The organism is Psychrobium sp. nBUS_13, from assembly GCF_051201665.1.
GTDB lineage: Bacteria > Pseudomonadota > Gammaproteobacteria > Enterobacterales > Psychrobiaceae > Psychrobium.
The window spans coordinates 1,712,484-1,737,377 of the sequence record NZ_CP179210.1 but is presented as its reverse complement, the minus strand read 5'-3'; the positions used below and the strand labels follow the sequence as shown (position 1 = coordinate 1,737,377).

Sequence of the window (24,894 nt, the reverse complement as noted above, 5' to 3'; positions counted from 1 at the left end):
TACCATTAAAAATGCCGCAATTATGCGGCATTTAAGTTTAGAACATTAGAGGACTTATTAAGAGCCTGCGCGGCTCACGAATTTCTTCTCGGCGACGTTAATTTTAATCTTTTCACCGCTGGCGATGTATTCTGGCACCTGTACGACTAATCCTGTTTCAAAATGCGCAGGTTTAGTACGTGCACTAGCCGATGCTCCTTTAATGGATGGCGATGTTTCGTTGATAACTAACTCCACCCACTGTGGCAAATCGATGCCAACGGCATTACCGTTAACTTCTAGCAACTGAAGTCCTTGCGTATCTTCAGTAATAAAAAGCAGTTCATCTTCAATGTCTTCACGATTAAAATTGAACTGGCTATAATCTTCGTTATCCATAAAGACATATTCATTGCCATCAATGTAAGAAAAACTCACACCGCGAATAGTCAATTCAAGCTCTTGGATTTTCTCATCGCCTTTAAAGCGCTGCTCAACCTTAGCACCGGTTTCGATATCTTTAAAACGCATTTTATAAAGTGTTGCTGCGCCGCGAGCACTTGGATTTTGAACAAAAATATCTTTAACTAACAGTTTTTTACCGTCTAATTCAACCGCCATACCGCGTTTGATCTCATTTGCATTTGTCATTACATTGCTTCCTTAAAGCGCGTGAATAAACATCACAATAATAAATAGTGGGCACACAAACTTTACATACCATGGCCATATTTTCCAAAATAGCCCGTGTTCAGCCCCTTGATAACCTTTTTTAATTTCATTAAGTGCGCCGCTGCGATGCCATACCCAACCTGCATATATACAAAAGAATAAACCTAATAAGGGCTGACTGTATTTGGTTGTTACTGTAATAACTAATCCAAACAACCAACTAAAATTAAACACAATGGCTAAGCTAAGCATCGTGACCAATGCGCCGATCACCCAGCTAGTAATCACGCGTGGCTTTTTGTGTGCCTCAACGACATAAGCAACCGGTACTTCAAGTAATGAAATTGACGATGTTAATGCCGCCAAAGACATTAGTACGAAAAACGCGAAAGCAATGAATGGCCCCGCTGCGCCCATTTGTTCAAATAGCGCCGGAAGAATAGTGAAAATTAACGTATCACTATTGAGTAATGCCCCGCTGCCATCAAATATTTCAACCCCAAAATAAGACGCAATATACATCGATGGGATAATCAAGAGGCCCGCAACAAACGCTAACCCGACATCTAATAACGTAACCCATGCGCCCGCTTTTACAATGTTTTCATCACTTGATAGGTATGAGCCGTAAATCAACATACAGCCAACACCTAATGACAATGAGAAGAATGCCTGTCCCATTGCACTAATGATTAGCTGACCATCAAAAATCTGACTAAAATCGGGTTTAAGGTAATGTGTTAGTCCAACCATGGCGTTTGGTAGTGTCAACATATAACCAATCAATGCCACTAGAATAAGTACCAGTGCTGGCATCATGCGCTTGGACCAACGCTCTATACCATGATTAACGCCGGCGCCAATAATCAAAATAGTCAGCACCATAAAACACAGCGTGAAGATGATATTTCTGCTTAATGAAAACTGAGTTAGCCAGTTTGCCGCTTCAGAAAACCCGAGAAGAGCCACGACGGGTTCAATCGCAAATGCGAATAACCAACCGGCAATAATTGCATAGAAACTCAAAATAACGGCGACCGTAATGAGCCCTGCGATTCCAACCAGTTTTCCGCCCAGTTTCAATAGGGGTTTATCATTAAGCATTGGCAAAGCAATGACGGCATTAGCGCGGGCATGACGCCCTACAATAAGCTCTGCCATTAGCGCGGGATAAGCAAGACAAAATGCGAGCAATAAATACACTAATACAAATGCACCACCGCCATTACTGGCAACTTGCGTTGGAAACCCCCATACATTGCCTAGCCCAACAGCCGCGCCAGCAGCTGCCATGATAAAACCAGCTTTAGAGCTAAATTGACCACGTTCCAATGGCTTCCCCTCGTTATTTTTATTATTGGCAGTCACATGGCTAATAGGACTGAGGTTATCGTCAATCGTATTAGTAATGTGTTTGTTGAAATTAAAAAGGCGGCTAGTGCCGCCTTTTTAACTAACTAACCTAACATTAAGATGTAGGGTATTGAATATCGCTTTTTTCTTTTAGTGAATCAATAAACGCTTTGTATGCTTGACCACTTTGCGTGCCGTTTAGACGTTGAATGACGCTGTCTAAATCAGCTGCAACGTCGCTCGCCTCTTTAACCGCTACTAGATCAACAACGGCTTGACCTTGTGACGTACTCACAAGCTCTGCAGCATTGCTTTCACCTTTAGCCATCTTAAACGCCGCCGTTACAATCGCTGTATCGATATCACGTGTAGTACGTGCAACATCAGACTTTTCAACAACAGTTACACCGTCAATTGACTCGCCTGCTTGCCAGCTTACAAGGTATTGCTGCGCTTTCTCTTTAGCCAACTCACTTGCTTTTTGCTGTTTTAAGATACTCACAATTTGCGCTTTAACATCACTCATTGGCTTAACTTCTGATGGAATGTGCTCTTTTTTACGCACTACCATATGATGTTCAGGGCTAATCTCGATAACATCAGAGTTAACATTTTCGCCAAGCACTTGCTCAGAGAACGCTGCATCGATAACGCCAGGAAAGTTAACTGCCAATGGCACACTATTACGCGTGAACAATGCAGTCACTTTAACGTCTGATTCAATTTCAGCAGCCGCTTCAGTTAAATTCTCAGGAACAGCAAAGCTCGTGTCAGTGAGTTGTTGTTGCAATTTGTAAAAATACTCTTTTGCCGCTTCAAACAACAACTCTTCTTTAATTTCAGCAGCAACTTCTTCAAATGTTTTTGTTGCAGCAGGCTCTAAGTCGGTGATTTTAATAACATGAAGATCTGATTCAGTGGTTACGATCTCAGATGTTGCACCGTTCTCAAGGGCAAATACCGCTTTAGTGAACACGTCTTCGTCATCTAGGGTCATCCAATCAAGATCACCGCCTTCTTCACCACTTAATGTATCTTCAGATAGCTCTTTTGCTAGCGTAGCAAAGTCTTCACCCGCTTTAACGCGAACTAATGCCGCTTGCGCTTTTGCTTGAGCAGCCGCTTCATCATCACCTAACTCAAAAGAGATGTGAGACACTCGGCGACGTTCAGGTGATTGATATTGACTTAAACTTGATTCGTATTGCTCACGAACTTTGCTTTCTTCAACAGATACTTTCGATAATAAATCAGCAACCTTTAACTCAACGTATTCCAAGCTCAATTGCTCTTGAGTGGTAAACTGACCGCTGTTTACATCATAGTAATCCGTCACTTCGTCGTCAGATACAGCAACGTCGTTAAGAAAGTCAGCCGCTTTAATATCGATGTAACGAATATCACGTAATTGATTTTCCAGTTGAGCAATTTTCTCAGCTTCGTTTTTCAATACAAAATCAGAACCAATCACTGCGCCCATCAGTTGTTGACGTGTTAAATCAACGCGTAATAGTTCGCGAAACTGTTCTACGCGATAACCAGAACTACGAATTAAGCTTAGGTAACGGTCATTGTTGAATTGGCCATCGACATGAAATTCTCTCATGTCACGGATATTCTTTTTAATCTCATCATCGCCAACGCGTAAATCCATCGCAGCAGCCGTTTGACTAATCAATGCTTGCGCAATTAAACGCTCTTCAACACCTTTACGTACACTATCCATATACGTTGGGTTATTAGCGATCATCTTAAACATTTCACCGTATTGACGTTCTAAGTTAGCACGTTCTTTGGCAAACTCATTTTCAACTTGTGCTTTGCTAATCGTTTCACCATTGACGATAACGCTGGCTACTTCTGTGTTACCACCTAAATAACTACCGATACCTGCTAAGGCAAAAGTTAAGATCACTAGCACTAAGATGGCTTTGGCGACAACACCTTGCGATCCTTCACGAATTCTTTCTAACATCAGAGCCTCTTAAATAATTTAACTATTATTTTATTATTAGTTTTATAAAAATTGTCGATATCATATCAGCAAAGCACAGGGCAATCTACACAGCTAAGCCAATAAGCGAGCGGTTTTCGTTGTTTTTTTAAGCGCTTAAAAAGCCCTCTTCTAAAACCTAGGATTTGATCTAAATTTTAGGCAAAAAAAAACGCATCAATTGATGCGTTTTTCTATAAATTTTGGCGGAGTGGACGGGACTCGAACCCGCGACCCCCGGCGTGACAGGCCGGTATTCTAACCAACTGAACTACCACTCCTAATAATCGCTAACAAGATGTTAGCGATAAAAGCAAAAGCAGTTCTTAGTTAACAGAATCTTTTAATGCTTTACCAGCTTTGAATGCTGGAACGTTTGCTGCAGCGATTTTTATCTCTGCACCAGTTTGTGGGTTGCGGCCAGTACGTGCTGAACGTTGACGAACTTCGAAAGTACCGAAACCAACAAGTGAAACTTTATCACCTTCTTTAAGTGCATCAGTAACAGTACCAATGAAAGCGTCTAATGCGCGACCTGCATTTGCTTTTGAGATGTCAGCGCTTTCTGCAATTTTATCGATTAGTTGAGACTTATTCATGTCATACCCTTTATTTATTCTTTTAACTACAGCTTAACTTCCTGAGCTGCGTTTTTTTATTATGGCTAATGAAACTACTTCATTACACCCTCAAAATATAACTTAGTTAAAAATAAGTTATACATATTAAATCTCTGTGACAACATTAGCGCTAGCTTGCGCCCCAACTGCCTCATAGCAATTCAACGTTAGTTAGGCTATCACAGTTTTTAAGATTTAAAAGCCCTTTTTTTAAAAAAAAACGACTTTTTTTCATCGTTTTCTACGGATTAATCAATATTTACGCAGATTTTGCGCAAAAACCTTGTGGATCCTGCTCTAGCGCAAGCGTTAGCACATCATCTACCCATTTCACAGGATGGATTTCTAAGTCACCAATCACGTTATCAGGGATGTCTGCTAGGTCCTTTTTGTTACCATGCGGGATCAGCACGCGCTTAATTCCACCACGATGTGCGGCTAATAACTTCTCTTTTAAACCACCAATTGGCAATACTTCACCACGTAAGGTAATTTCACCAGTCATCGCGACATCGCCACGAACAGGATTACCAGTCAAACTTGACACTAACGCCGTGCACATTGCGATACCAGCACTTGGACCATCTTTAGGCGTTGCGCCTTCAGGGACATGCACGTGAATATCACGTTTCTCATGGAAATCGCTATTGATACCTAGCTTGTCAGCACGGGCGCGAACAACCGTCATTGCTGCTTGAATCGACTCTTGCATAACATCGCCAAGTGAACCGGTGTAATTGAGCTTACCTTTACCTATCACTGATGCTGTTTCAATCGTTAGTAAATCACCGCCGACTTGAGTCCACGCTAGACCTGTCACCTGACCTATTTGATTGTTCTCCGCTGATTTACCAAAATCATAACGCTGAACACCTAAGAAATCATTGAGATTGTCATTGGTCACAATAACTTTACCGGTCACTTCTTTTAACAGAATCTTTTTCACTGCTTTGCGACATAGTTTCGAAATTTCGCGCTCTAGGCTACGGACACCTGCTTCGCGTGTGTAATAGCGAATAATGCCCATAAGTGCGCTATCTTCAATTTCAATTTCACTCAGTTTAAGACCGTTGCGTTTAATTTGTTTCTCTAATAAATGCTGTTTTGCAATATTAAGTTTTTCATCTTCGGTGTAACCCGAAAGGTTTATCACTTCCATACGGTCAAGCAATGGGCCTGGAATATCCATCGAATTTGACGTTGCCACAAACATAACGTCTGATAAATCATAATCGACTTCTAAATAATGGTCGTTAAAGCTATTGTTTTGTTCTGGATCTAGCACTTCTAGCAATGCAGAAGCTGGATCGCCTCGCATATCAGAACTCATTTTATCGATTTCATCGAGTAAAAATAATGGGTTCTTCACTTCAACCTTCGCCATCTTTTGGATCAGCTTACCCGGCATAGAGCCTATATAAGTACGACGATGGCCACGGATTTCCGCTTCATCACGAACACCACCAAGTGCCATTCGTACATACTTACGGCCAGTCGCTTTAGCAATTGATTGACCCAATGACGTTTTACCAACCCCCGGCGGTCCAACTAAACATAAAATTGGTCCTTTAAGCTGGCGTACACGAGATTGCACCGCTAAATATTCTAAGATGCGCTCTTTTACACGTTCTAAACCATAATGATCACTATTAAGAACAACCTCAGCTTTTGACAGGTCTTTTTTAACCTTGCTGCGTTTCTTCCAAGGAACGTTTACCATCCAATCAATGTAGCTACGAACAACCGTTGCTTCAGCAGACATCGCAGACATCATTTTAAGTTTCTGTAATTCAGATTCAGCCTTTTTCTGACCTTCAGCTGTCATACCAGCGTCTTTAATTTTCTGCGCCAGCTCTTCCATCTCATCTGGCGTATCATCAAGTTCACCGATTTCTTTTTGAATGGCTTTCATTTGCTCATTCAAATAATACTCACGTTGTGACTTTTCCATCTGCTTTTTGACACGGCCGCGAATTTTCTTTTCCATATGGAGTAAATCTATTTCAGATTCCATCATGGTTAATAAAAACTCTAGACGATCATTAACACTTTCAATTTCGATAACTTGTTGCTTATCTTCAAGATTTAGTGTCATGTGCGCCGCCATCGTGTCAGCAAGGCGCGCAGCGTCATCAATACCAGATAGCGACGTAAGTACTTCAGGTGGGATCTTTTTATTGAGCTTAATGTAAGAATCAAATTCAGAGACAGCCGTGCGAATGAGCACTTCTTGCTCAAGCTCTTCGACTTGCTCAGTCACTACATATTGTGCGTCTGCACTAAACAATTCGTCTTTGGTTTCTAAGCGATTAATTTTGGCTCGCTGATTACCTTCCACAAGCACTTTCACTGTACCGTCGGGTAATTTTAATAGCTGTAAAATCGTTGCAACGGTACCAACATCATAAATGTCGTCACGGCCAGGATTATCAACACTCGAATCTTTTTGGGCAACAAGTAGGATTAATTTGTCTTGCTCCATGGCTGCTTCTAGGCAACGAATAGACTTTTCACGTCCTACAAATAATGGGATCACCATATGGGGATAGACGACAACGTCTCGTAAAGGTAATACTGGAATATCAATGCGGTCTGAGCGCTCTAATGGCATGCTTTGTCTCTCTTAACTGTGATCCAAGGTTACTACTAAAATGATATTGGGATAAGCACATATCATTTCAATGGCTTGGGCAAATTATTTGTCGAGTTTTTTGTCGAGGTAAACTTTTCTTTAAAATTACAGGTTATCGAATCTTATGCAATCTTTAGTTAAGATTCATTCCATTTAAACGCGCATTTGATTAATAAATATCCCTTATCCGTTAGCTCTTTGGTTTCTATAAAAATTTACAAATTCACTGATAAAAAATAGGGGTATTTACATTTTAAATGTTGAAAGCGGTTAAAAAATGTTCTAATAATATTTTTGTCGGGTTTTAATCAGCAAGCTAAGTCTAGAGGCTTATTAAAGTATCACTGGCATTTCATTTGATGAAATGAACAGATAGCACCACACGGATAAAGTGATGTTATCGATAGTTGTTCAACCAGCTTGTACAACTCAGTCCAGACATCGTTTTTGCCGTCAGTCATAGGGAAATGCAGGTATTTGTCTACACTCCCCCCCATGAAAACTTTTGCCAAATCATCTTTCTTGTGGCCTTACGGCCTGTGATGTAGAGAGAAGTGACATGATTAGTTATTTAATTGGATTAGGGTCTGTTGATCTTTGTGGTTCAAATTTTGTTCAATCTAAAAGGGTTTTGGGCAAGGCATGAGGATTGATGCCTAGTTTATCTAGGTGAATGACGAATAACGCGGCACAAAATCCTTTTAGATGAATCCAACTGACAGCATTTGTTTGTTATTTCTACGGCGTTATCGCCTATTCGTGTATTGCTACATGGATGTAGCTCATTAGGATAATGCAGGAGCTATTATCGAGCCAGCTACACCACATAGGCTCTGCCTTGCAGAAACCTCAAACAAATTGCTGCAAAAATGAACTCAAAAGATCAACAGACCCTAGTTAACAACGTCAAAATAAGTACAAAAATATATGCAGTCAGCGGTATATTTTTAACTGGAATGGTATTAATACTCGGCTATATGGGAGTATTAGTATTACAAAAAATCGACGACATCGAACATGTTGCTAATACGTCCGCAAATCGCGTCGAGCAAGCGAGTTTAGTCCAGTCTTCGATAAACGATCTTGATTTAGCGCTCATCACCCTCATTGCAATTGATGATAAGGCAGGTACTCGCCAGGCTACCGTTGCTTCTATCAAAGCCGGTGCGCAGCTTGATAAAATTTTAAATCAACTAAAAACAGTGACCAATGATTCACCGCTAAGTATTCAATTGTTAGAAGCCGTGAATAGTATCCGATTACAGCGCATGAAAATCATAAAATTTGGCCGTAAAAACAACGACCAAAATGCAATTTCAGTGCTCAATCAGATAAAACCGACACTTGCGAAAATTCGTCAATTGAGCAAAACCCTCACCCAACAAGAAATCGAATCTCAAGTCATCAACATCAATGCCACTAAAAATGATCTTATGCATACCATTATTGTCGTGGCTTCTTTTGGGGGATTAGGGGTTCTCATCGGTATCACCTTGTCATATGTTGCAGTGAGAATGATGAGTAATCCCTTGCGCGAAATCGAATACATTATGCGACTAGTTTCTCGTGGTGACTTAACGCAAGAAATTAACTCGCAGAATACGGGACGAGATGAGATAGGAATGACACTACGTGGCATCAAAGACACAGTCATCAATATTCGTAGTGCGGTGATAGATATTAGAAAAGCCTCAGACTCGGTATCAAGCGGCAGTAAAACAAGCACATGCGGCGAGTGATCTTGCCTGTTCGTCGAATCAATTAGTGAGTAAATCGGTTCAGGACTTTAAGTTCTTTCAACAAGAAATGGAGCAAACAACACAAAGCAGCCGTGAGCTCGTGGACGTTGCCGCCAATATTAGCAAGATCACAGAAGTCATTAACAATATCTCTCAACAAACTAACTTACTCGCACTTAATGCGGCAATTGAAGCAGCACGCGCAGGAGAGCACGGCCGTGGCTTTTCCGTTGTCGCTGATGAAGTGAGAACATTAGAAAATCGAACGACTGATGCTGTGGATGATATTTCAACATTAATTAACCAAGTTACCCAATCGGTAGAACAAACGGTGCATTCATTAGAAGAGGCAGCTACAACCGCTGACAATAACATTCACCAGATCAATCACATTGCTGAAAATATTAGTCAAAATAAGAGAATAGCCGATTACATATCAGCGGCGCTTGATGATATTACAACGTTAATGAGTCAGCAATTGCAATGTAGCGAACAGACCACCAATACAGTGAGTTTACTGATTGAATGTAATACCAAGTTGACAAAGTTATTGCCCACTTTTGCTGGTTAAAATAAAATGAATGTTGCGTTGCTTTCAATCCCAATAGCCAGCTATTGCTCAATCAAGCGCCTTGCCTTCATTTGTTTTTCCTTCGCAAAACAAGATCACAAACTTAATCAAATTGGTATAACAAGCAAAATAGAGAACAAACGAAAAAACTATTTGGACTAAGCCACAAACTCGATGATGCGAATCTATCGCTCAATGAGGCTGTCGTAAAATTTAAAGTTTAATCATCAATGAAAAGGAATATCACATGTTTAAATATGTAAACAAAATAGGCTTTATATCAATAATTACCGTGGTTTCTATGAATGCTCAGTGAGCTGAGCATCAAGTAGGCCAAAAAACTAAAGACTTCACCGTAAAGGCGCTCACTATTAAGCAAGGAGATGTTGTTAGTTTTCCTAATTTCGACACGTTTTTTCATAACGTCTACAGTTTGTCTGATATTAAATCTTTTGATTTAGGGTCTTACAAGCAAGGTGAGACTAAAAAGCGGACTTTTAAAGAAAAAGGCGTTGTGGAAGTCGAATGCGCTATTCACCCCTAAATGCAAATGACGATAACAGTCGAATGATCCGAGTGTGTATTAACCATTGGCCAACTAAATTGTCGCCAATGGTTGAAAAACTCTATCAACCTATAGGTGATTATTATGAAAGTTTTCTGTGTTTTATTCATAACACTAATATTGTCATGCTTTTCTAGTCAGTCTGTGGCAGATTGCGGCTCCCTGCCAAAAGGCATCGAATGTGGTATTAAAGTATTCAAAGAGCGATGCGCACTTTGCCATGGCGCACTCGGGCTTGGTGAAGGAGCACTCCCATTATCATTATCCAACTATCCGAATACGAATCTATTATCGGAAAAGACAAAAGGATTGGCTCGCCAGGAAATACTAAGGATTATTACCAACGGCGGTATTTTAGACGAGATAAGTAGCGAAACGCCTCCATGGCATGATGAATTTACCTGTTTAGAAATCGATTCTGTTGTGGCGTTTGTCACTGCATTAAAAGCCCAACCAAACGCGTTTTTACAGCGTTTACAACATGATGCTGCCAAGCTTTCGCCGTCTCTGAAACGGGGGCGTCAGGTTTACAAAAGTCGATGTGTACTTTGTCATGGCGTCAATGCAGACGGACAAGGCAAGATGGCAAAAATCATTAAATTACCTCCCCCATTTAACCTTATACCAATTGCATTAAGTAAGTGATCTTGTTGTGCGTAGAGAAAATCAGCTAAAACAAGGCGCTCGATTGACTAATAGCTGGCTATTAGGATTGAGAGCAACGCCATTTTAGTTAATTTTAACAAGTACAAGTGGGCAAATATTTAATGCAATTAGTATTACACACTGCCAGTTTTACCGCTACGCTAAGCAGAAACAAAAAGTGCCAGTGATTTTGCAATCGACTGGCACTTTCGCGTTAAAAACTTATTTATTTCTTAACGCCTAGCTCGCGTAAACGTTCTTCTAAGTAACTATCAGCCGTATAACGCTCAGATAACACAACTTCTGGTTTTGGATGTAAGAACAATGGTAGCGAAATTCGAGAATGTTCAGTACGTCCACCTGTTGGGTTAATTACGCGGTGAATAGTCGATGGGTAATAGCCACCAGATGCTTCTTGCAACATATCACCAATGTTAATGATGATGTTACCAAAATCACAAGGAACGTCATACCAACTACCATCGCTCGCAACAACTTGTAAGCCAGGTTCGTTAGCTGCCGGTAACACGGTTAATAAATTAATATCACCATGGGCAGCAGCACGGATTGCGCCAGGCTCTTCTTCACCCGTCATCGGCGGGTAATGTAGAACACGTAATAATGTCCCTTCACTGTCCTTAACCATTGACGGTAACGATTGTGTAAATTTAGCTTTAACATCGCTTGGCGCGTGTTCTTCAATCCAACCTAGTAGCTCTTGGGCTAAACCATTAGCCAGATCGTAATATTCCATAACCTGTGCTTTAAGGTGCTCAGGCATGCGGCCCCAAGGGTAAATATGAAAATATTCTTTAATATCTTTTACAGAATGCCCTTTGGCGACTTCTGACACTGACGGTGGAAAATAGCCATCTTGTGTTTCAGGGTTAAACAATAAGTCATGCTTGGCTTCACTCATAAAGAAATCGTACCAAGTATCGTAAATCGCTTGGACTTTCTCTTTAGCAATGGGGTGGTTCGTCAACACACCAAAGCCCGTTTTATGAAGTGACTCAACAAAGCGTTCTGCTGCATCACTTGCGGTATAATCAACGGTTAAAACATTCATAATCTTTATCTCAATATTAATTTAAGCATTAAGCCACACAAAGTTTACGGCTTATTGTTGATAAATGAAAATAACGGTAGTGCTTTCGTGACACAATTGGGTGTTGTGTCACAAAAGGTAATTACAACAAGACTTTGCTGGCCAATCTAAATTGATGTATATCAACTTATTTCATAAAAGACAGCAAGAAGTAAGGCAAAAAAAGGTGTTGACTGGAGAGTTAACGCCTTGATAACGGCAGTTAATTGACCGACTAATGAAGTCTAAATTTACTAACTTGGCGGGATAACCCTAGCGCCATGTCACTTAGATGGTTAGTTGTTGACGTTACTTTGTCGATTTCAGCCTGATTGCTATTTGCCTTATCGCCAATATTTTTAACGCTATCTTCAATATGCGCACTTTCAGTCGCTTGATCTGCAACGTGCTCCAGACTAGTCAATGACTCTTGAGCACCAGCATTTAGGTCAACTAATGGCGTAACCATTTGTTGCAACATATCGACGCCCTTCTCTAATACCAATTTGATTAAGTTTGTGATCTTGTTTTGCGAAGGAAAAACAAATGAAGGCAAGGCGCTTGATTGAGCAATAGCTGGCTATTGGGATTGAAAGCAACGCAACATTCATTTTATTTTAACCAGCAAAAGTGGGCAATAACTTTGTCAACTTGGTATAATTCGGCTTGTCCAGCGGTAATTCGGTCAACAGCATTATTGGTTTCGTTATCGATACCATCTATTACCCGATTAATTTCTGTCGTTGCCTGCGCTGTGCGTCCAGCAAGAGCCCTAACCTCATCAGCAACCACAGAGAATCCGCGTCCACTCTCACCAGCACGCGCAGCTTCAATAGCGGTATTAAGAGCCAATAAATTCGTTTGATCGGCAATCTCACTGATCATGGTAATTAAATCACGCACTGCTTTAGCGCGGTGATGTACACCTTGCACTGCATCTGCAGAATCACTAATAGTCGTAGAGATAGTCGCAAATTGACGGGTCGCTTGTTCAATCATATCCTTACCTCGATACCAATTGCATTAAATATTTGCCCACTTGTACTTGTTAAAATTAACTAAAATGGCGTTGCTCTCAATCCTAATAGCCAGCTATTAGTCAATCGAGCGCCTTGTTTTAGCTGATTTTCTCTACGCACAACAAGATCACTTACTTAATGCAATTGGATAAGACATTGTTTCATCGCGAATATAGAGTATGTCACCACATTTAACCTATAAAAATACCGCGACGATGCGCGGTATTTTGCAAGCTAAACTTGTCGTTAGGTTGATTAAAACGGTAAGAAATTAAAGGAATAATTTATACTTGTTTCTTCAACATTTGCGGCGCCAAAGTTAATTAACTTAACGCGTGCAATCAACTTCTTTTCTAGTCCAGAGTCATTAAGTTCACTTGAAATAATCGAACAATCACTTACCCGACCATTAGGCTCAACAACAATAAGCATTTCAACTTTACCTTCCAATGAAGGATCTTTCCTCAAGGCGCGGCGATAAATCGTATAGAACGCGCCTTTATTACGATCAAGCACCTCCCTAATGGATTCCACATCACGTCCACCCGACACAGCTTGTGCTTGTTCGGTATCAGAAACCTGCTGCTCACCAACTTGCTTATCTGCGGCTTCAACACTAGTCACTTCACGTCCGGTTAATTCGACCCGCTTACCAATTGTCTGACTCACGTTATTGTTATCCAACGATGCTGTTGTCCCAGCAAATGCTTCTGATTTTGGCTCACCATCAGCAACTGCTGCTTCTTGACCTTCGGTACTTAAAGGTTCATTAGTAGTGGGCGCCGTCATTTGCGCAATTTCGCGCAATTGTGCTAAATCATCTTGCATGGCCAACAGCCCCGATTGCTGGGCCTTTTCACGGGCTCGCTCAACCTTTTCTGTTTGCGTAATATCAGGTTTAGGCGCTGGTTTAGGTACTTTAATTGGCTTAGGCTCTACTTTGGGTTCTTCAACCACCTCTTCTTTTTTCTCTTCAACGGGTGTTGGCTTTGGTTTCTCTTCAATTTTTACCCGCTCAATAAATTTGGTTAATTGAGGCGGGATCTTAGCTTTCTCTTCCCGTGTTAATTCAGGCACTGTTACCATTTTGACCACGATAGCAAAAATAATCGTTAAAATTAAAAACAGCCAGGTAATCTTACTAAATAGCTTATTCTCATTAGGCGTCTCGCTCCAATGAGCAAGCTCAAAGGTGGATACATTAACTTGCGTCATTACCACCTCCGTCACTGGCTTTGGCCCGCTGCTCTACCGCCAAAGAAATATCGCCAAACCCTGCTTGAGAGCATGTTAATAGAATTTTTTTAAGCACTGAGTAAGCAAGCTTTTGATCGCCAAGAATGGTAATAGCACGTCCGCCTGTTTCCGATGGCGTTTGGCGTGACTTATGATAAGCCAACTCATTCGTTAGACCATCAATGGTTGTAATTTCATCATTAGCAAGCGCTTCAAGTGTAATAATTTCCTTACCTTGCAGTAACAGATGACTGTCATTAATCAACAGCACTAAATTCTCTTGCGCCAATGTTTTAGACTGCGATTGCGGTAGCTTAATGCTTTTATCTGCTTCTAATACTTCCACGTTAGAAGAATTAACAATCAAGAAGAACACTAAAATAGTAAAGATATCCATCAATGACACCAAACTCAGCTTAGAGCTTTTAGCCATTCTTTTGTGATGGCGAGCTAGGCGCTTGGTTTTTGCCGACTGTTTCATTGCGCCTCCTCATCGTTATTAATGTGAGCTAATAAATCCGTTGGCGCATCCAACAATGAAACATCAGGGAATAATTCAGCATCGACCAAAGAAGCTGCAACGACTGCTTCATACGAACGTACACTATCCATGACAGTAACAATCGTTTGATATTCCGTAGCTGGCGCTAACAACAGATTAATATCTTTCTTTTCAATGCCATTTTCATTGAGTAAAAACTTCACCTCTTTAAGCGATTGAATCAATAACTTGTAATCATGTTTGCCATCAGGCGTTGCTGGAATGGTTTTCAATAATGCACCTTGAGGGTAATAAAGTGCCATTTTTTTCTCACCAATGAGAAGCTCCAAATTCTTTAGTTCATCATTAGGCGTCGCAGACATTTCTTTAATGTCACTAGGCAACTTTAATTCCAATATGGTGATATGAGAAAAAACCATCATCATCAATAGCACTGGCACAAGCACGATCATCAAGCTCATAAATGAGGTGATGTCCAGCTCTGGCTCTTGTCTAGTTAGACGAGTCTTTTTAAGCATGATTAATCTTCCGTATTTTTGTTCATGCTATGACGTAATGACAACAAGTTAAGGCATTTAACACCCGCGGCTTCAAGCGAGTCGATAATATCTGTTGTTTTAGTTTGAATAACGCTATGACACATTAATAACGGAATTGCAGCAATCAAACCAAAGGCGGTCGTGTTCATGGCAACCGAAATGCTTTGTGATAATAACGACGCTTTTTCTGATGGATCAGCGTTCGCAACCGCAGAGAATGCGGCAATCAAACCGATAATAGTCCCTAAAAGACCTAACAAGGTTGCAATATTAGCCAATGTCGCCAAATAAGCCGTGCGGCGCTCTAATCGAGGCATCACTTCAACCACACTTTCTTCCATTGCATATTCGATGTCTTCACGTGATTTGCTGTAATTTAGACGTTCAACACCAGCGGCAACTAAATTTGCAACGGTAGCATCATTAGTTTTGGCATACTGACTTATACCATCATAATTTTCGCTGTTGAGCATGCGCTGGATTTCACCCATGGCTTGTTGATTAGCGCGTCTGGTTTTCGACAAAAACAAAAAACGGTCTAACGCTATCGCCAAGCCAACCGCTAACACAATAGAGATCGGGAACATAAATGCGCCGCCATCCTGGAAGAATCGAATGATTGTATTAAGAAAATCCATAGTTATACCCTATTAAATATTATCTAAAATTAAAATTATTGTTGTTGACGAGCCAACAGATGACCTGCTAATTCGTGTTGTTTTTTCATTGATTTAACGCTTCGTCCACGCAAACTCTCAAATTGACTTTTATGCACATGATTGACTGATATCACCGGACTGGTTAACTTTTTCCACGGCACGATAGAAATAAATCGTGGTTGTTCTTTACTACCCACGATGGTGTCTTTAAGTTTAATGACATTACTTGGCAGCGCTGGTTTTTCAGCGGCACTGACCCCATTAATACTCATTGCCAAGATAACGAACAAATATTTAAAACGATTACTCATTAGTCGCTCCTTGCTCATTTGTGCTCTCTTCTTTGGACAAATTATTAGAAGATGCCTTTAATTGTTCAGCAGCACGCTGCTCACGTTTCTTCTGCGCAGCAACACGCCGACTTAAATCAGCAATCCAACCTTTTAGTTGTCGACTCTCAGGTTGATTGTTAAGCGCTGACAATGCAGCCACCGTTTCATACTCGTTTAGAGCAGCAGGTTGCTCCCCCATATATATATCTAACAAGATTGCGAGATTTTGCCGCGCTGTGACAAATGCAGGCCAAGCTGCTAAGGCCTGCCGATAATGGTGGCTTGCTTGCTGAAAGTCACCTTTTTCTCGCAAAAGCGTTGCCAGTCGGTTATGTGCAAAGTAATTTAACTCATTAACGTAAATCGCTTGCCGATAATGTGCTATCGCATGCTCTTTAGCTGACTCTTGCACAGCGATATCACCTAATTTTAACCAAGGCCCTGATAATGTTGGCGCAGCAATCGTAATCGCTAATAACTGTTCCTTCGCGACTTTCCATTGTTTATTATTCACCATCACTAAGGCTTGCTTAAAGCTTGCAGCCACCTCTGGCGATATAATGGGTGGTGATAATAAATAAGTATTTGGGCTTTGATGCAGTTTTTCCATCGGTGTTAATTCAATGACAGGTTCAACTGGCGCTTGTTCCTGTTGCGCAAGATCCTTGTCTAATGTCTGGCAACCCGTCATCACAAAAGCTACCGCGATTAACAAAATGACGCATTGTCGATTAATAAATAACATCAGCATCTCCCGCTATCGTTTCTAACTTGTTATATCGTCCTGGCAACAACTGACGCAATGTCGCCAAACTTTGCTCAATCCATTGGTCATAAAGACCTTGTGATGTCAGTGTCGCATTAGCTTCTAATAATGCTATTGCTTGATCTTCAAATGGGTAAGCTTGCTCTTCTAACAAAATGTCGTATTGCTCCAATGCTAATTCATCCAAGCCCTTTGGACGCTGCGAGCTCATCAGATCACTGGCCAATTGGCGGTAAACTTGCGCCGTTTCATATGTCGACTGAGTAGAAAAAGAGGCAACTCGATAATCTGACACTTTTTTATAAGCCGTCAGGGTTTTCTCTAAGCTTTCCTTTTTGCGATCTAAACTGCGCTTAAGCGGTAGAGTAAGTTTAATTTTATCAAATTTAATTTTAGCATCACGAGCAAATACCAGTGCACTTTTCGCTGCTAGAAAACTTGAACGTGCAGTTTGTTCCGCATTAGCATTGTCATGTGCTTTAATGATCTTTCGGAGCCAAAAGCGATACTTTCTCTGTTCATCAACCACTAAATACTTTTGACTGAGCTGCTCCATCACTTCCATATGTCGATTGAACGGTTGTGTATAGGTGTTAGCATGTCTGCGCAAGGTAAGTATTGCATTTTTATTATCGCCAGCTCGGTCAAAGAACGACGCTGTTAGGTATAATGCTTGTTGCTGTGCATCAGACTCTTTCATGCTATTAGCAATCGATAATCGCTGGGTTGCAGCCTTGTCCCAATCTTGTTGTTGCTCATAGATTGACGCGAGTTGCATATCGATATTTTGTGAGAGTTCATCAGACGGATAACGCGATTTAAAAGCCAGCAATTGCGTGACAGATTTTTCTAAACGACCTAATTTATAGAGATATTGCGCCGCATTGAAATGTGCTAATTTCCTAACTGGTGAATCAGGCGTCTTGCTTAACACTTGCAAATAGGTGCTTACCGCAGCATCTAATTGATTATTCGATGCAAGTTGTTCTGCACGATTAAACAAACTGGCTGCTAAATTGTTAGCAATAACAGTGCGGCGATCGTCATCCTGAGAAAGCAGGGTTAAAACATGCTCGTACTCGCTAATCGCTCGTTGGTATTTACCCTGATTGTAAACGCTGTGAGACTTGATTAATTTAGCATCTATTGTTCGTGCCTCACCTATCGGAGAAGACCAAGCGATAAGCCCATCAACAGTGCTTATTGCGTCATCATAGCGCGCTTGTGCATAACGATGACCCATTAAATCAAATAACACATCAACTGCGCGAGCATCGTCTGCAAACGACTGTGTGAATTGCAATACATTTAGCTCTTGAGCGCTTAATTCTTTTACGCCAGCTTCATTGGCAATAGGCTGAGGCATAATAGCGTCGGCATTGAGCTGATTAAAGGCCAAGATACCGCTATAAGCAGCATCTGCTCGCTTGGACCGTTCTCGGCCAAACGATTGGTCTACGCCATAAGCAAAGTAATTATAGACGTCAATAGCTCTACGCCACTGTCTACTTGCATAAAGGCTATCGCCAAATAAAAAAGCCAACTGCGCATCATCATTAAACGTTCGCTCATATTGGAGCAGTAAACTCGCCGCTTGTGCAAACTCCGTGACTTGCTGCGTTGGGTCTTCACTGTCTTGAGCAAGCCTATATTGATCCAATGCCATTTCTGAAAGGTAAGCTTTCAACACAGGGCCAAATAGGCTTTGGCGCTGCTCACTCCACATAGTCCAATATGGGCCATCGATGCCATACGTTGTCACATAGTTAATTTTTTCAGCCTTTGCCAACGAAGGAAAACGTCCTTGTTGATAGATTTCAACTTTATTAATGGCGAATTGTGGCGCCCAGTGATGCGAAGGATAGTTTGTGACGAAAACATCATAAGTTTGTGCACTATCGCGATAACGTTTATCAGCAAGTAGCTGCTGCGCCATCACTTGAAAATGTAGATATTCAAAATAACGGCCACCGATTGATTGGTAATGGCGCGCTAAACTTTCTGCGCCTTCGCTATTGGCGAAAATAAGATTCATCACCTTAAACGCGTCACTGACCAATTGCTTACTTGCAACGGGTAAGCCATCAATCGTTAACTGTGTGGTTGCTTTTGTGGGAAGGTTTAAATCAAGAATGTCACTGAATCGAGCAAGCGATTGACTGGGCTGCTCTAATTTATAATGAGCCCAGCCCAGCATATATAACGCGGTCTGGTAATATGGCGAACTCACATCGTTATTAGCTATTGCTCGTGCAGTAATTTTTTCATAGGCGAGCACCGCTTTTTGGTAATTTTGCTGAGAAAATAAGAACTCACCACGCCTAAAGTTTATCTCATCAGTCGTTTCATGATCGTTAGGAAATTGTTGAGTCATCGATGACAACAAGGTAAAACTGTGCTCTGTCTCACCTTGTAATTCATACGCTTTGGCCAATTCGTACATCACGCTATGCGTGATTTCACTCGTCGGATAATCAGCCAACCATTTGTTATACGCTGCTATCGCTTCATCGTAGTAACCGGTGGCAGTTTTTGGCAATATAACGCCAACTTCTTGAGCCCGCTCTCCAGCAATAGCAAGTAACTGTGCTAATCGATAATCAATGCTCTCTCGTAATCTAGGCTCATTGGTAATCGTCACTAAATGCTTGTAATCCTCGATCATTTTTTGCAACGTTGGCGTTGCTTGTGATGATTTCCTTACTAACGAGTCATTAGACAGCGTGTCCCCTAGTGTCGGCGTTTTAGGAATAACATTCGTCGCGTTTTCCCCCTGAGTTTTTAAATCTGTTGACGTATCGTCTGCGCATACCTTTAGTGGCGCCGCCCCTATACAAACGACAGCAATTAATGCTGTGAGTTTATGAATCATTGTCGTTTAGTCCTTGTTGCTCTTTGACGAAATGACGATTAAAACTCGCATCATTAATTCTCACTAACGCCAGCTTTGCATCAATAATAAAACGCGCTAATTGTTCATGTTCTTTCGCGTAATACTCATCGATAGACTGCTCTATTTTTGTCATTATACTTTGCTGAATCAATGGTATTTCGAGCTGCTGTTTTGCAATATCTGTACTGATGGTAACCATGAGCGCGAGTTGCTGTTCCATTACCGCTATTTTTGCGAGGAAGTCTTGCAAGATTTGATACGCTAAGTTGTTATCAGTGAGTTGATTATTTAGATCGGTGATGGCGTCGCGCGTTTGTGCAAGATGTTTAGAAAAGTTACTAAAGCTATGCCACCACACAATGCGCTGCATCAGGGTAACCCGTCGCTCAGATGCGGTATTCTTTTGCCCAGTTCGTTTAAGAAAAACCATGCGAGAAAATGTGTCATCAATGCGCTGTTGAAGCTGCAAATAATGGTCTGACAGAAAAAAGTGCCCATTGCGATTAGCTTCAGCGTCATCCACACTGGTCACTATTGCCGCCCGTTTCATAGTCGTTGTTTCTATGCGGCGCTCTAATTTTTCGATAGCATCATTATTAAGTAACTCGCTAATGTTCTTAATTTGATGATCTAACAAAAAGTTAAATGCGGCGATTGTCTGTAGCTGCTTATTGTAGTCCATATTCAAACGGTTCAACGTTTGGTATTGCTGATTTAAACGCAGCATAGACTCGCTAGCTAAGAACTCAACAAACAATTCACTCTTGTCTTCACCATGATAATCACAAAATCCAATTTGTGGATAAGCCAATAGCGTTGCAAAACAAGCGCTCTGCTCTTTTAAATGTTGTCTCAACTGAGACTGTGAAGCCAGTCGTTGTTGTGCTTGTTCAATACTTTTTTTGAGTGTCTTGACAGCGGCTACTTCATCACCTAATTGTTCCAATGCATATGCATCAGCCAATAAGGCTTCATAAGTTAGAATACTTGGATCCTTCCCTTGAAATACACGTGAGAAAGCGGCACGCGAATCTCGAAAATTATTTGTACTATTGTACGCTAACCCCAACCCAAGCAATGCACTGGTATCGACAGCTGAATCAATTGAAATGTCGCTAAAACTTTCAATTGCGTGTTGTGGTTCATTAATATTTAAAAATTGATAACCTAATCCACGAAGTGCTTGATCTTTTGTTACTTGATATTCTCCATCAAGAGATTTCACATTTTTCAGAATGTCGACCAATTCGGCGCTAGTACCATTTTCAGCTGTCAGTTGTTGCAACCATGCTGCGCCTAGGTCTGATTGAGGAGAGATTGAAATGTCCGCAACGCTCTTTTTAGCATTTAGCGAAACCAACCCTTGTAAGTAAAGGTAGTCAGTATTTAATGTCGCCGGTATGTCACCTGCAATAGCTTTTAACAAGATCTGCGCTTCTGCCCATTGTGACGATTCGATATGCTCGTTAACTAAAGTAAGAATGGCATTAATATTCGCGTCACTGTCTTTGGACAGTCGTTTAACATAGTCAGTATTGCCATTGGTAACGTGCAATAAGCTTTCTAAAAACTGGTAAGTGTCTTTGTTTTGATCACTGAGATTTTGACTAGAAATCAAAGACAATGCTTTTAATGCCGATTGATAATCTCGCTTATAGTAATGAAAAAGAACAGCATCATAGGTTGGTTTAAAATCAATAGACGACTCAATTTTCTGCGGTGACAATTCTTGCGCTGTCACCGGAAAAATACAGAGTCCGGCTAGGAATAAAGTCGCCAAAGGTTTCATGAGGTAATCCTTACAATCGACTTACAGATAACACTGGCACAGTTGTGCCCGCCGTATCTGACAACCTAATGTTTATCGACAAAGGCTTATTACTTTTATATATGCCCGCATTGCCTGCGAGGCTAATCACCGTATTTGTACTATCAATTCCTTTAGCAGTCACTTTAAAATCATGCTCACCAACGCTTACATTACCTAAAAATAGACGCTGCATACCGCCTAAATCTAATGCGTGGTTATCTTCTTTCGAATAAATATGGCTGGCCACTCGTTGCCCATCAATAAAAAACTCAAGTTGACTTAAGACAACGGATTTTCCGAGTTTCTTCGACACATAAATCGCAACTTGCGTTGTTGCGGGATATAGCAAGTCTTCTTCCAGCTGTGCTAACTCTTTGTGTAATTTAACAGCTTGTTGCTTTAACGCCTGAATTTTACCAGCAACACTGCCATTGGCCGCTGCGCTGGCTACATTGCATACTGTTAACAATAAAATGCTTAACAATAATCTTTTCATGTGATATCCCGTCGTATTATACTGCGTTAATAGGTCAAATACTTAACTAAACGACGTGTTGAATGTTTGTCTATGTAAAAAGAAGTGATTTTCAAATCCTTTGCACCTAACAAAAACACGCATAACAACATACGTTTAGCTATTAGTTCTTCATCCTAAATAAAAAATTTCTAAAATAATCAGGCTCAGTGCCCTTTCATTAAAAAGCGATAAATTATACATTCTTTTAACGGAAGAAAGATAGACTCATCCTTACATAATAATAGCTTATATATGACGAACATCTAGCACTATAGTGCTAGATAACCTTTTCTTCACCGCCCAATAGTAACGCTAACCATCTTGTTGAGTTATTAGATTCTAGCCCAATCTTTAATATCATGGTTAAAGGCACCGATAACAACATGCCGACGGTTCCTAACAACCAACCCCAAAAAATCAATGATAGAAAGACGACTAAGGTAGATAAACCAAGTCCTTTTCCTAAGAAACGTGGCTCGACGGCGTTGCCCATGATGATATTGACCAGCAAGTAAAGGGCGACTACGCCACCAGCCCAACCAATGCCTAATTGGATAATCGCCAGTAAAACTGCAGGTAGCGCCGCGATTATTGAGCCAATATTTGGAATGTAGTTCAGTAAAAAAGCTAAAACGCCCCACAACACCCAATAGTCTAAGCCCATTGCCCATAATACCAAGCCGATAATGGTACCCGTGGCCATGCTAACCATTGTTTTGATGGCCAAGTATTGATTTACAGACGCTAAAAACTGATCAATTTGCGCCATACGCATATCAGGATCATCAAGCGCAACATGAAGTTTTTTTGGTAAGGATGACGCTTCAGACATCATAAAAATTACTGTAAGAAGTATCAGGAATAAATTAGCCATCACACCGCCAAAACCACCGACAATCATGGTTACAACATTCATAGCAGCGCCTGGATCGAAATATTCTGTCAATTGGTTTAATTCAACGGGGAAATTATATTGTGCTAATTGCGACGACAACCCGCCAAATTGTTCAGTAAGCTGCGCTTGATAAGCCGGTAGTTGACTGGAAAAGTCATTAACTGCCTTCCCCACAAGATTAGCCAACCACATACCAGCAAGTACCACAAAGCTAATAATTAAGGCTATTGCGAGCCCTTTCGGAACGCGCTTTGCCGTTAACCAAGCCAATGCAGGGTTACAAATAATGGCAATAAAAACCGATAAAATAAAAGGAACAATAACAGGGCTGGCAGTTTTGATACCTGCAAGAATGATCACTAGTGATGCCAACATTAGGGCAGTTTTTAGCGACGGAGAGAGTTGAGTTTTAGGCACAATAACTTCGCAATAATAAATAATATTTCAATAATTTACGCACTAACGGTTGAAAAAACAACTCAAAATGGCCTTAATGAAAGCATATTAGACAAATAAGGATCATTATGAACAGTGAGTTAGCGGTAATTCGTATTAAAAACCTCAGATTACGAACCTACATCGGCATCAATGACGACGAAATAGCCAATCGTCAAGACGTCATTATCAACGTTAAAATTCAATACCCAGCTGAGAAAGCAACGGTAAGTGACAACATGGATGATGCACTGAACTACCGTACCATTACCAAGAAGATTATTGCACTAGTTGAAAACAACCAATTCGGATTATTAGAAAAGATGACTAGTGACGTGTTAGCGATTGCCAGTGAACATCCATGGGTTTGTACAGCCAGCGTTGAAATTGATAAACCACACGCCCTGCGTTTCGCCGACTCGGTATCATTAGAATTAACCTATCAAGAAAATTGATAATTAATAACTTAGGGGATTGACAAGAAAAATGTTGGTGCCCGGAGACGGACTTGAACCGTCACACCCGAAGGCGGGGGATTTTAAATCCCCTGTGTCTACCAATTCCACCACCCGGGCAACGGATGTTTAACTCAATGAGTTAAGATAAATCTGTGGATGTTTTAGCGACAACTAAAACTAAGTGCGAATAACGCGATAGCAACTTGTTAAAATAATTAATCATTTGATATATTTAACTATTTTAATAAATTGAGTTGGTGCCCGGAGACGGACTTGAACCGTCACACCCGAAGGCGGGGGATTTTAAATCCCCTGTGTCTACCAATTCCACCACCCGGGCAACGGATGTTCGATTATCTAATTGACATCGAATTTGTGGTCAATTTTTATTAGGAGTAATAAAAATTGAAGCGATTTATGAGGCATTAAACTAGCTGACCTCTTTATTTCTCGTTTATCTGTCTGATACAAAATCAAACAAATAGAATTTGGAGCGACTTACGAGGTTCGAACTCGTGACCTCGACCTTGGCAAGGTCGCGCTCTACCAGCTGAGCTAAAGTCGCAATTTTTCTTTAAAAATTAAATACTATGTTGGTGCCCGGAGACGGACTTGAACCGTCACACCCGAAGGCGGGGGATTTTAAATCCCCTGTGTCTACCAATTCCACCACCCGGGCAACACAGTATTTTTATTGATATCGTCCCATTAAAATGGAGGCGGGTCCGGAGTCGAACCGAGGTGGACGGATTTGCAATCCGCTGCATGGCCACTCTGCCAACCCGCCGATATCAATTTGTTAAATTTTGGAGCAATTTTCTAGGTACTAAACTAGCTGACCTGTTATTTTGCTTTAAACCATTATTTAATATTTCTATTAATTAATAATTTGGAGCGACTTACGAGGTTCGAACTCGTGACCTCGACCTTGGCAAGGTCGCGCTCTACCAGCTGAGCTAAAGTCGCATTCAAATTTA

At 40.9% G+C, this 24,894-nt stretch carries 24 protein-coding genes and 7 tRNA genes; 6 read left to right on the top strand and 25 right to left on the bottom strand.

The features are described from left to right. Positions 1 to 57: 57 nt before the first annotated feature. From efpL to lon, 6 genes are all read right to left on the bottom strand, one after another. Positions 58 to 630, bottom strand: a complete 573-nt coding sequence (gene efpL, locus ACMAZF_RS07955; RefSeq protein WP_435276849.1) for an elongation factor P-like protein EfpL — start codon at positions 628 to 630, stop codon at positions 58 to 60. Positions 631 to 642: 12 nt separating this feature from the next. Further along, complete coding sequence (locus ACMAZF_RS07950) at positions 643 to 1,983, bottom strand: sodium-dependent transporter (protein WP_435276848.1); 1,341 nt, start codon at positions 1,981 to 1,983, stop codon at positions 643 to 645. A 136-nt stretch (positions 1,984 to 2,119) separates the two neighbouring features. Continuing rightward, positions 2,120 to 3,979 carry a SurA N-terminal domain-containing protein gene (locus tag ACMAZF_RS07945; RefSeq protein ID WP_435276847.1) on the bottom strand — a complete coding sequence of 620 codons (1,860 nt, stop codon included), beginning with the start codon at positions 3,977 to 3,979 and terminating at the stop codon, positions 2,120 to 2,122. A 222-nt stretch (positions 3,980 to 4,201) separates the two neighbouring features. Then, a tRNA-Asp gene (locus tag ACMAZF_RS07940) sits at positions 4,202 to 4,278 on the bottom strand. A gap of 45 nt (positions 4,279 to 4,323) precedes the next feature. Further along, the gene (gene hupB, locus ACMAZF_RS07935) at positions 4,324 to 4,614 is read right to left on the bottom strand and encodes a nucleoid-associated protein HU-beta (protein WP_435277205.1); all 291 of its coding nucleotides are present in this window, start codon (positions 4,612 to 4,614) and stop codon (positions 4,324 to 4,326) included. 262 nt (positions 4,615 to 4,876) lie between these two features. Next, positions 4,877 to 7,228, bottom strand: a complete 2,352-nt coding sequence (gene lon, locus ACMAZF_RS07930; RefSeq protein ID WP_435276846.1) for an endopeptidase La — start codon at positions 7,226 to 7,228, stop codon at positions 4,877 to 4,879. 890 nt (positions 7,229 to 8,118) lie between these two features. Between lon and ACMAZF_RS07925 the strand changes: the two genes are divergently transcribed. The 5 genes from ACMAZF_RS07925 (at position 8,119) to ACMAZF_RS07905 (ending at position 10,769) form a co-directional block, all read left to right on the top strand. After that, on the top strand, positions 8,119 to 8,988 hold the full coding sequence (locus tag ACMAZF_RS07925) for an MCP four helix bundle domain-containing protein (protein ID WP_435276845.1): 870 nt from the start codon (positions 8,119 to 8,121) through the stop codon (positions 8,986 to 8,988). Positions 8,989 to 9,013: 25 nt separating this feature from the next. Next, positions 9,014 to 9,559, top strand: a complete 546-nt coding sequence (locus ACMAZF_RS07920) for a methyl-accepting chemotaxis protein (RefSeq protein WP_435276844.1) — start codon at positions 9,014 to 9,016, stop codon at positions 9,557 to 9,559. A gap of 370 nt (positions 9,560 to 9,929) precedes the next feature. Then, positions 9,930 to 10,103: a hypothetical protein gene (locus ACMAZF_RS07915; RefSeq protein ID WP_435277204.1), complete on the top strand. Its 174-nt coding sequence runs from the start codon at positions 9,930 to 9,932 to the stop codon at positions 10,101 to 10,103. Beyond that, positions 10,085 to 10,261, top strand: a complete 177-nt coding sequence (locus ACMAZF_RS07910; RefSeq protein ID WP_435276843.1) for a hypothetical protein — start codon at positions 10,085 to 10,087, stop codon at positions 10,259 to 10,261. Before ACMAZF_RS07915 ends, ACMAZF_RS07910 begins: the two co-directional genes overlap by 19 nt. A 7-nt stretch (positions 10,262 to 10,268) precedes the next feature. Then, the gene (locus ACMAZF_RS07905) at positions 10,269 to 10,769 is read left to right on the top strand and encodes a c-type cytochrome (RefSeq protein WP_435276842.1); all 501 of its coding nucleotides are present in this window, start codon (positions 10,269 to 10,271) and stop codon (positions 10,767 to 10,769) included. 226 nt (positions 10,770 to 10,995) lie between these two features. Here the strand turns inward: ACMAZF_RS07905 and ACMAZF_RS07900 are convergent, their stop codons facing one another. The 13 genes from ACMAZF_RS07900 to ACMAZF_RS07840 form a co-directional block, all read right to left on the bottom strand. After that, positions 10,996 to 11,838, bottom strand: a complete 843-nt coding sequence (locus ACMAZF_RS07900; RefSeq protein ID WP_435276841.1) for a 2OG-Fe(II) oxygenase family protein — start codon at positions 11,836 to 11,838, stop codon at positions 10,996 to 10,998. A 253-nt stretch (positions 11,839 to 12,091) separates the two neighbouring features. Then, on the bottom strand, positions 12,092 to 12,337 hold the full coding sequence (locus ACMAZF_RS07895; RefSeq protein WP_435276840.1) for a hypothetical protein: 246 nt from the start codon (positions 12,335 to 12,337) through the stop codon (positions 12,092 to 12,094). Positions 12,338 to 12,468: 131 nt separating this feature from the next. After that, positions 12,469 to 12,855 carry a methyl-accepting chemotaxis protein gene (locus ACMAZF_RS07890; RefSeq protein ID WP_435276839.1) on the bottom strand — a complete coding sequence of 129 codons (387 nt, stop codon included), beginning with the start codon at positions 12,853 to 12,855 and terminating at the stop codon, positions 12,469 to 12,471. A gap of 275 nt (positions 12,856 to 13,130) precedes the next feature. Next, a complete protein-coding gene (locus ACMAZF_RS07885; protein ID WP_435276838.1) occupies positions 13,131 to 14,090 on the bottom strand; it encodes an AgmX/PglI C-terminal domain-containing protein in 960 nt (319 codons plus the stop codon). Further along, on the bottom strand, positions 14,077 to 14,592 hold the full coding sequence (locus ACMAZF_RS07880) for an ExbD/TolR family protein (RefSeq protein ID WP_435276837.1): 516 nt from the start codon (positions 14,590 to 14,592) through the stop codon (positions 14,077 to 14,079). Before ACMAZF_RS07880 ends, ACMAZF_RS07885 begins: the two co-directional genes overlap by 14 nt. Then, on the bottom strand, positions 14,589 to 15,131 hold the full coding sequence (locus ACMAZF_RS07875) for a biopolymer transporter ExbD (protein WP_435276836.1): 543 nt from the start codon (positions 15,129 to 15,131) through the stop codon (positions 14,589 to 14,591). The genes ACMAZF_RS07880 and ACMAZF_RS07875 overlap by 4 nt, the downstream gene beginning before the upstream one ends. Before the next feature lie 2 nt (positions 15,132 to 15,133). Next, entirely contained in the window at positions 15,134 to 15,790 is a 657-nt protein-coding gene (locus tag ACMAZF_RS07870) for a MotA/TolQ/ExbB proton channel family protein (protein ID WP_435276835.1), read from the bottom strand. A gap of 35 nt (positions 15,791 to 15,825) precedes the next feature. Next, positions 15,826 to 16,122, bottom strand: coding sequence for a hypothetical protein (locus tag ACMAZF_RS07865; RefSeq protein ID WP_435276834.1), 297 nt, complete (start codon positions 16,120 to 16,122; stop codon positions 15,826 to 15,828). Beyond that, entirely contained in the window at positions 16,115 to 16,888 is a 774-nt protein-coding gene (locus tag ACMAZF_RS07860) for a hypothetical protein (RefSeq protein WP_435276833.1), read from the bottom strand. The genes ACMAZF_RS07865 and ACMAZF_RS07860 overlap by 8 nt, the downstream gene beginning before the upstream one ends. Next, positions 16,875 to 19,781 carry a tetratricopeptide repeat protein gene (locus tag ACMAZF_RS07855; protein ID WP_435276832.1) on the bottom strand — a complete coding sequence of 969 codons (2,907 nt, stop codon included), beginning with the start codon at positions 19,779 to 19,781 and terminating at the stop codon, positions 16,875 to 16,877. Before ACMAZF_RS07855 ends, ACMAZF_RS07860 begins: the two co-directional genes overlap by 14 nt. After that, positions 19,771 to 21,591 (bottom strand): tetratricopeptide repeat protein, encoded by a 1,821-nt coding sequence (locus tag ACMAZF_RS07850; RefSeq protein ID WP_435276831.1) that lies wholly within the window; start codon positions 21,589 to 21,591, stop codon positions 19,771 to 19,773. The genes ACMAZF_RS07855 and ACMAZF_RS07850 overlap by 11 nt, the downstream gene beginning before the upstream one ends. A 10-nt stretch (positions 21,592 to 21,601) precedes the next feature. Next, entirely contained in the window at positions 21,602 to 22,108 is a 507-nt protein-coding gene (locus tag ACMAZF_RS07845; protein WP_435276830.1) for a hypothetical protein, read from the bottom strand. A 298-nt stretch (positions 22,109 to 22,406) separates the two neighbouring features. Then, positions 22,407 to 23,444, bottom strand: coding sequence for an AI-2E family transporter (locus ACMAZF_RS07840; RefSeq protein WP_435277203.1), 1,038 nt, complete (start codon positions 23,442 to 23,444; stop codon positions 22,407 to 22,409). A gap of 104 nt (positions 23,445 to 23,548) precedes the next feature. Here ACMAZF_RS07840 and folX point away from each other — a divergent pair, with 104 nt between their 5' ends. Then, the gene (gene folX / locus ACMAZF_RS07835) at positions 23,549 to 23,914 is read left to right on the top strand and encodes a dihydroneopterin triphosphate 2'-epimerase (RefSeq protein ID WP_435276829.1); all 366 of its coding nucleotides are present in this window, start codon (positions 23,549 to 23,551) and stop codon (positions 23,912 to 23,914) included. Between the two features lie 35 nt (positions 23,915 to 23,949). Here folX and ACMAZF_RS07830 read toward each other — a convergent pair. The 6 genes from ACMAZF_RS07830 to ACMAZF_RS07805 form a co-directional block, all read right to left on the bottom strand. Continuing rightward, positions 23,950 to 24,034: transfer RNA gene (locus ACMAZF_RS07830), tRNA-Leu, on the bottom strand. A 138-nt stretch (positions 24,035 to 24,172) separates the two neighbouring features. Next, positions 24,173 to 24,257 (bottom strand) — tRNA-Leu (locus ACMAZF_RS07825). A 149-nt stretch (positions 24,258 to 24,406) separates the two neighbouring features. After that, positions 24,407 to 24,482: transfer RNA gene (locus tag ACMAZF_RS07820), tRNA-Gly, on the bottom strand. Between the two features lie 29 nt (positions 24,483 to 24,511). Then, positions 24,512 to 24,596: transfer RNA gene (locus ACMAZF_RS07815), tRNA-Leu, on the bottom strand. A gap of 35 nt (positions 24,597 to 24,631) precedes the next feature. After that, positions 24,632 to 24,704: transfer RNA gene (locus ACMAZF_RS07810), tRNA-Cys, on the bottom strand. 103 nt (positions 24,705 to 24,807) lie between these two features. Further along, positions 24,808 to 24,883 (bottom strand) — tRNA-Gly (locus ACMAZF_RS07805). Positions 24,884 to 24,894 lie beyond the last annotated feature (11 nt).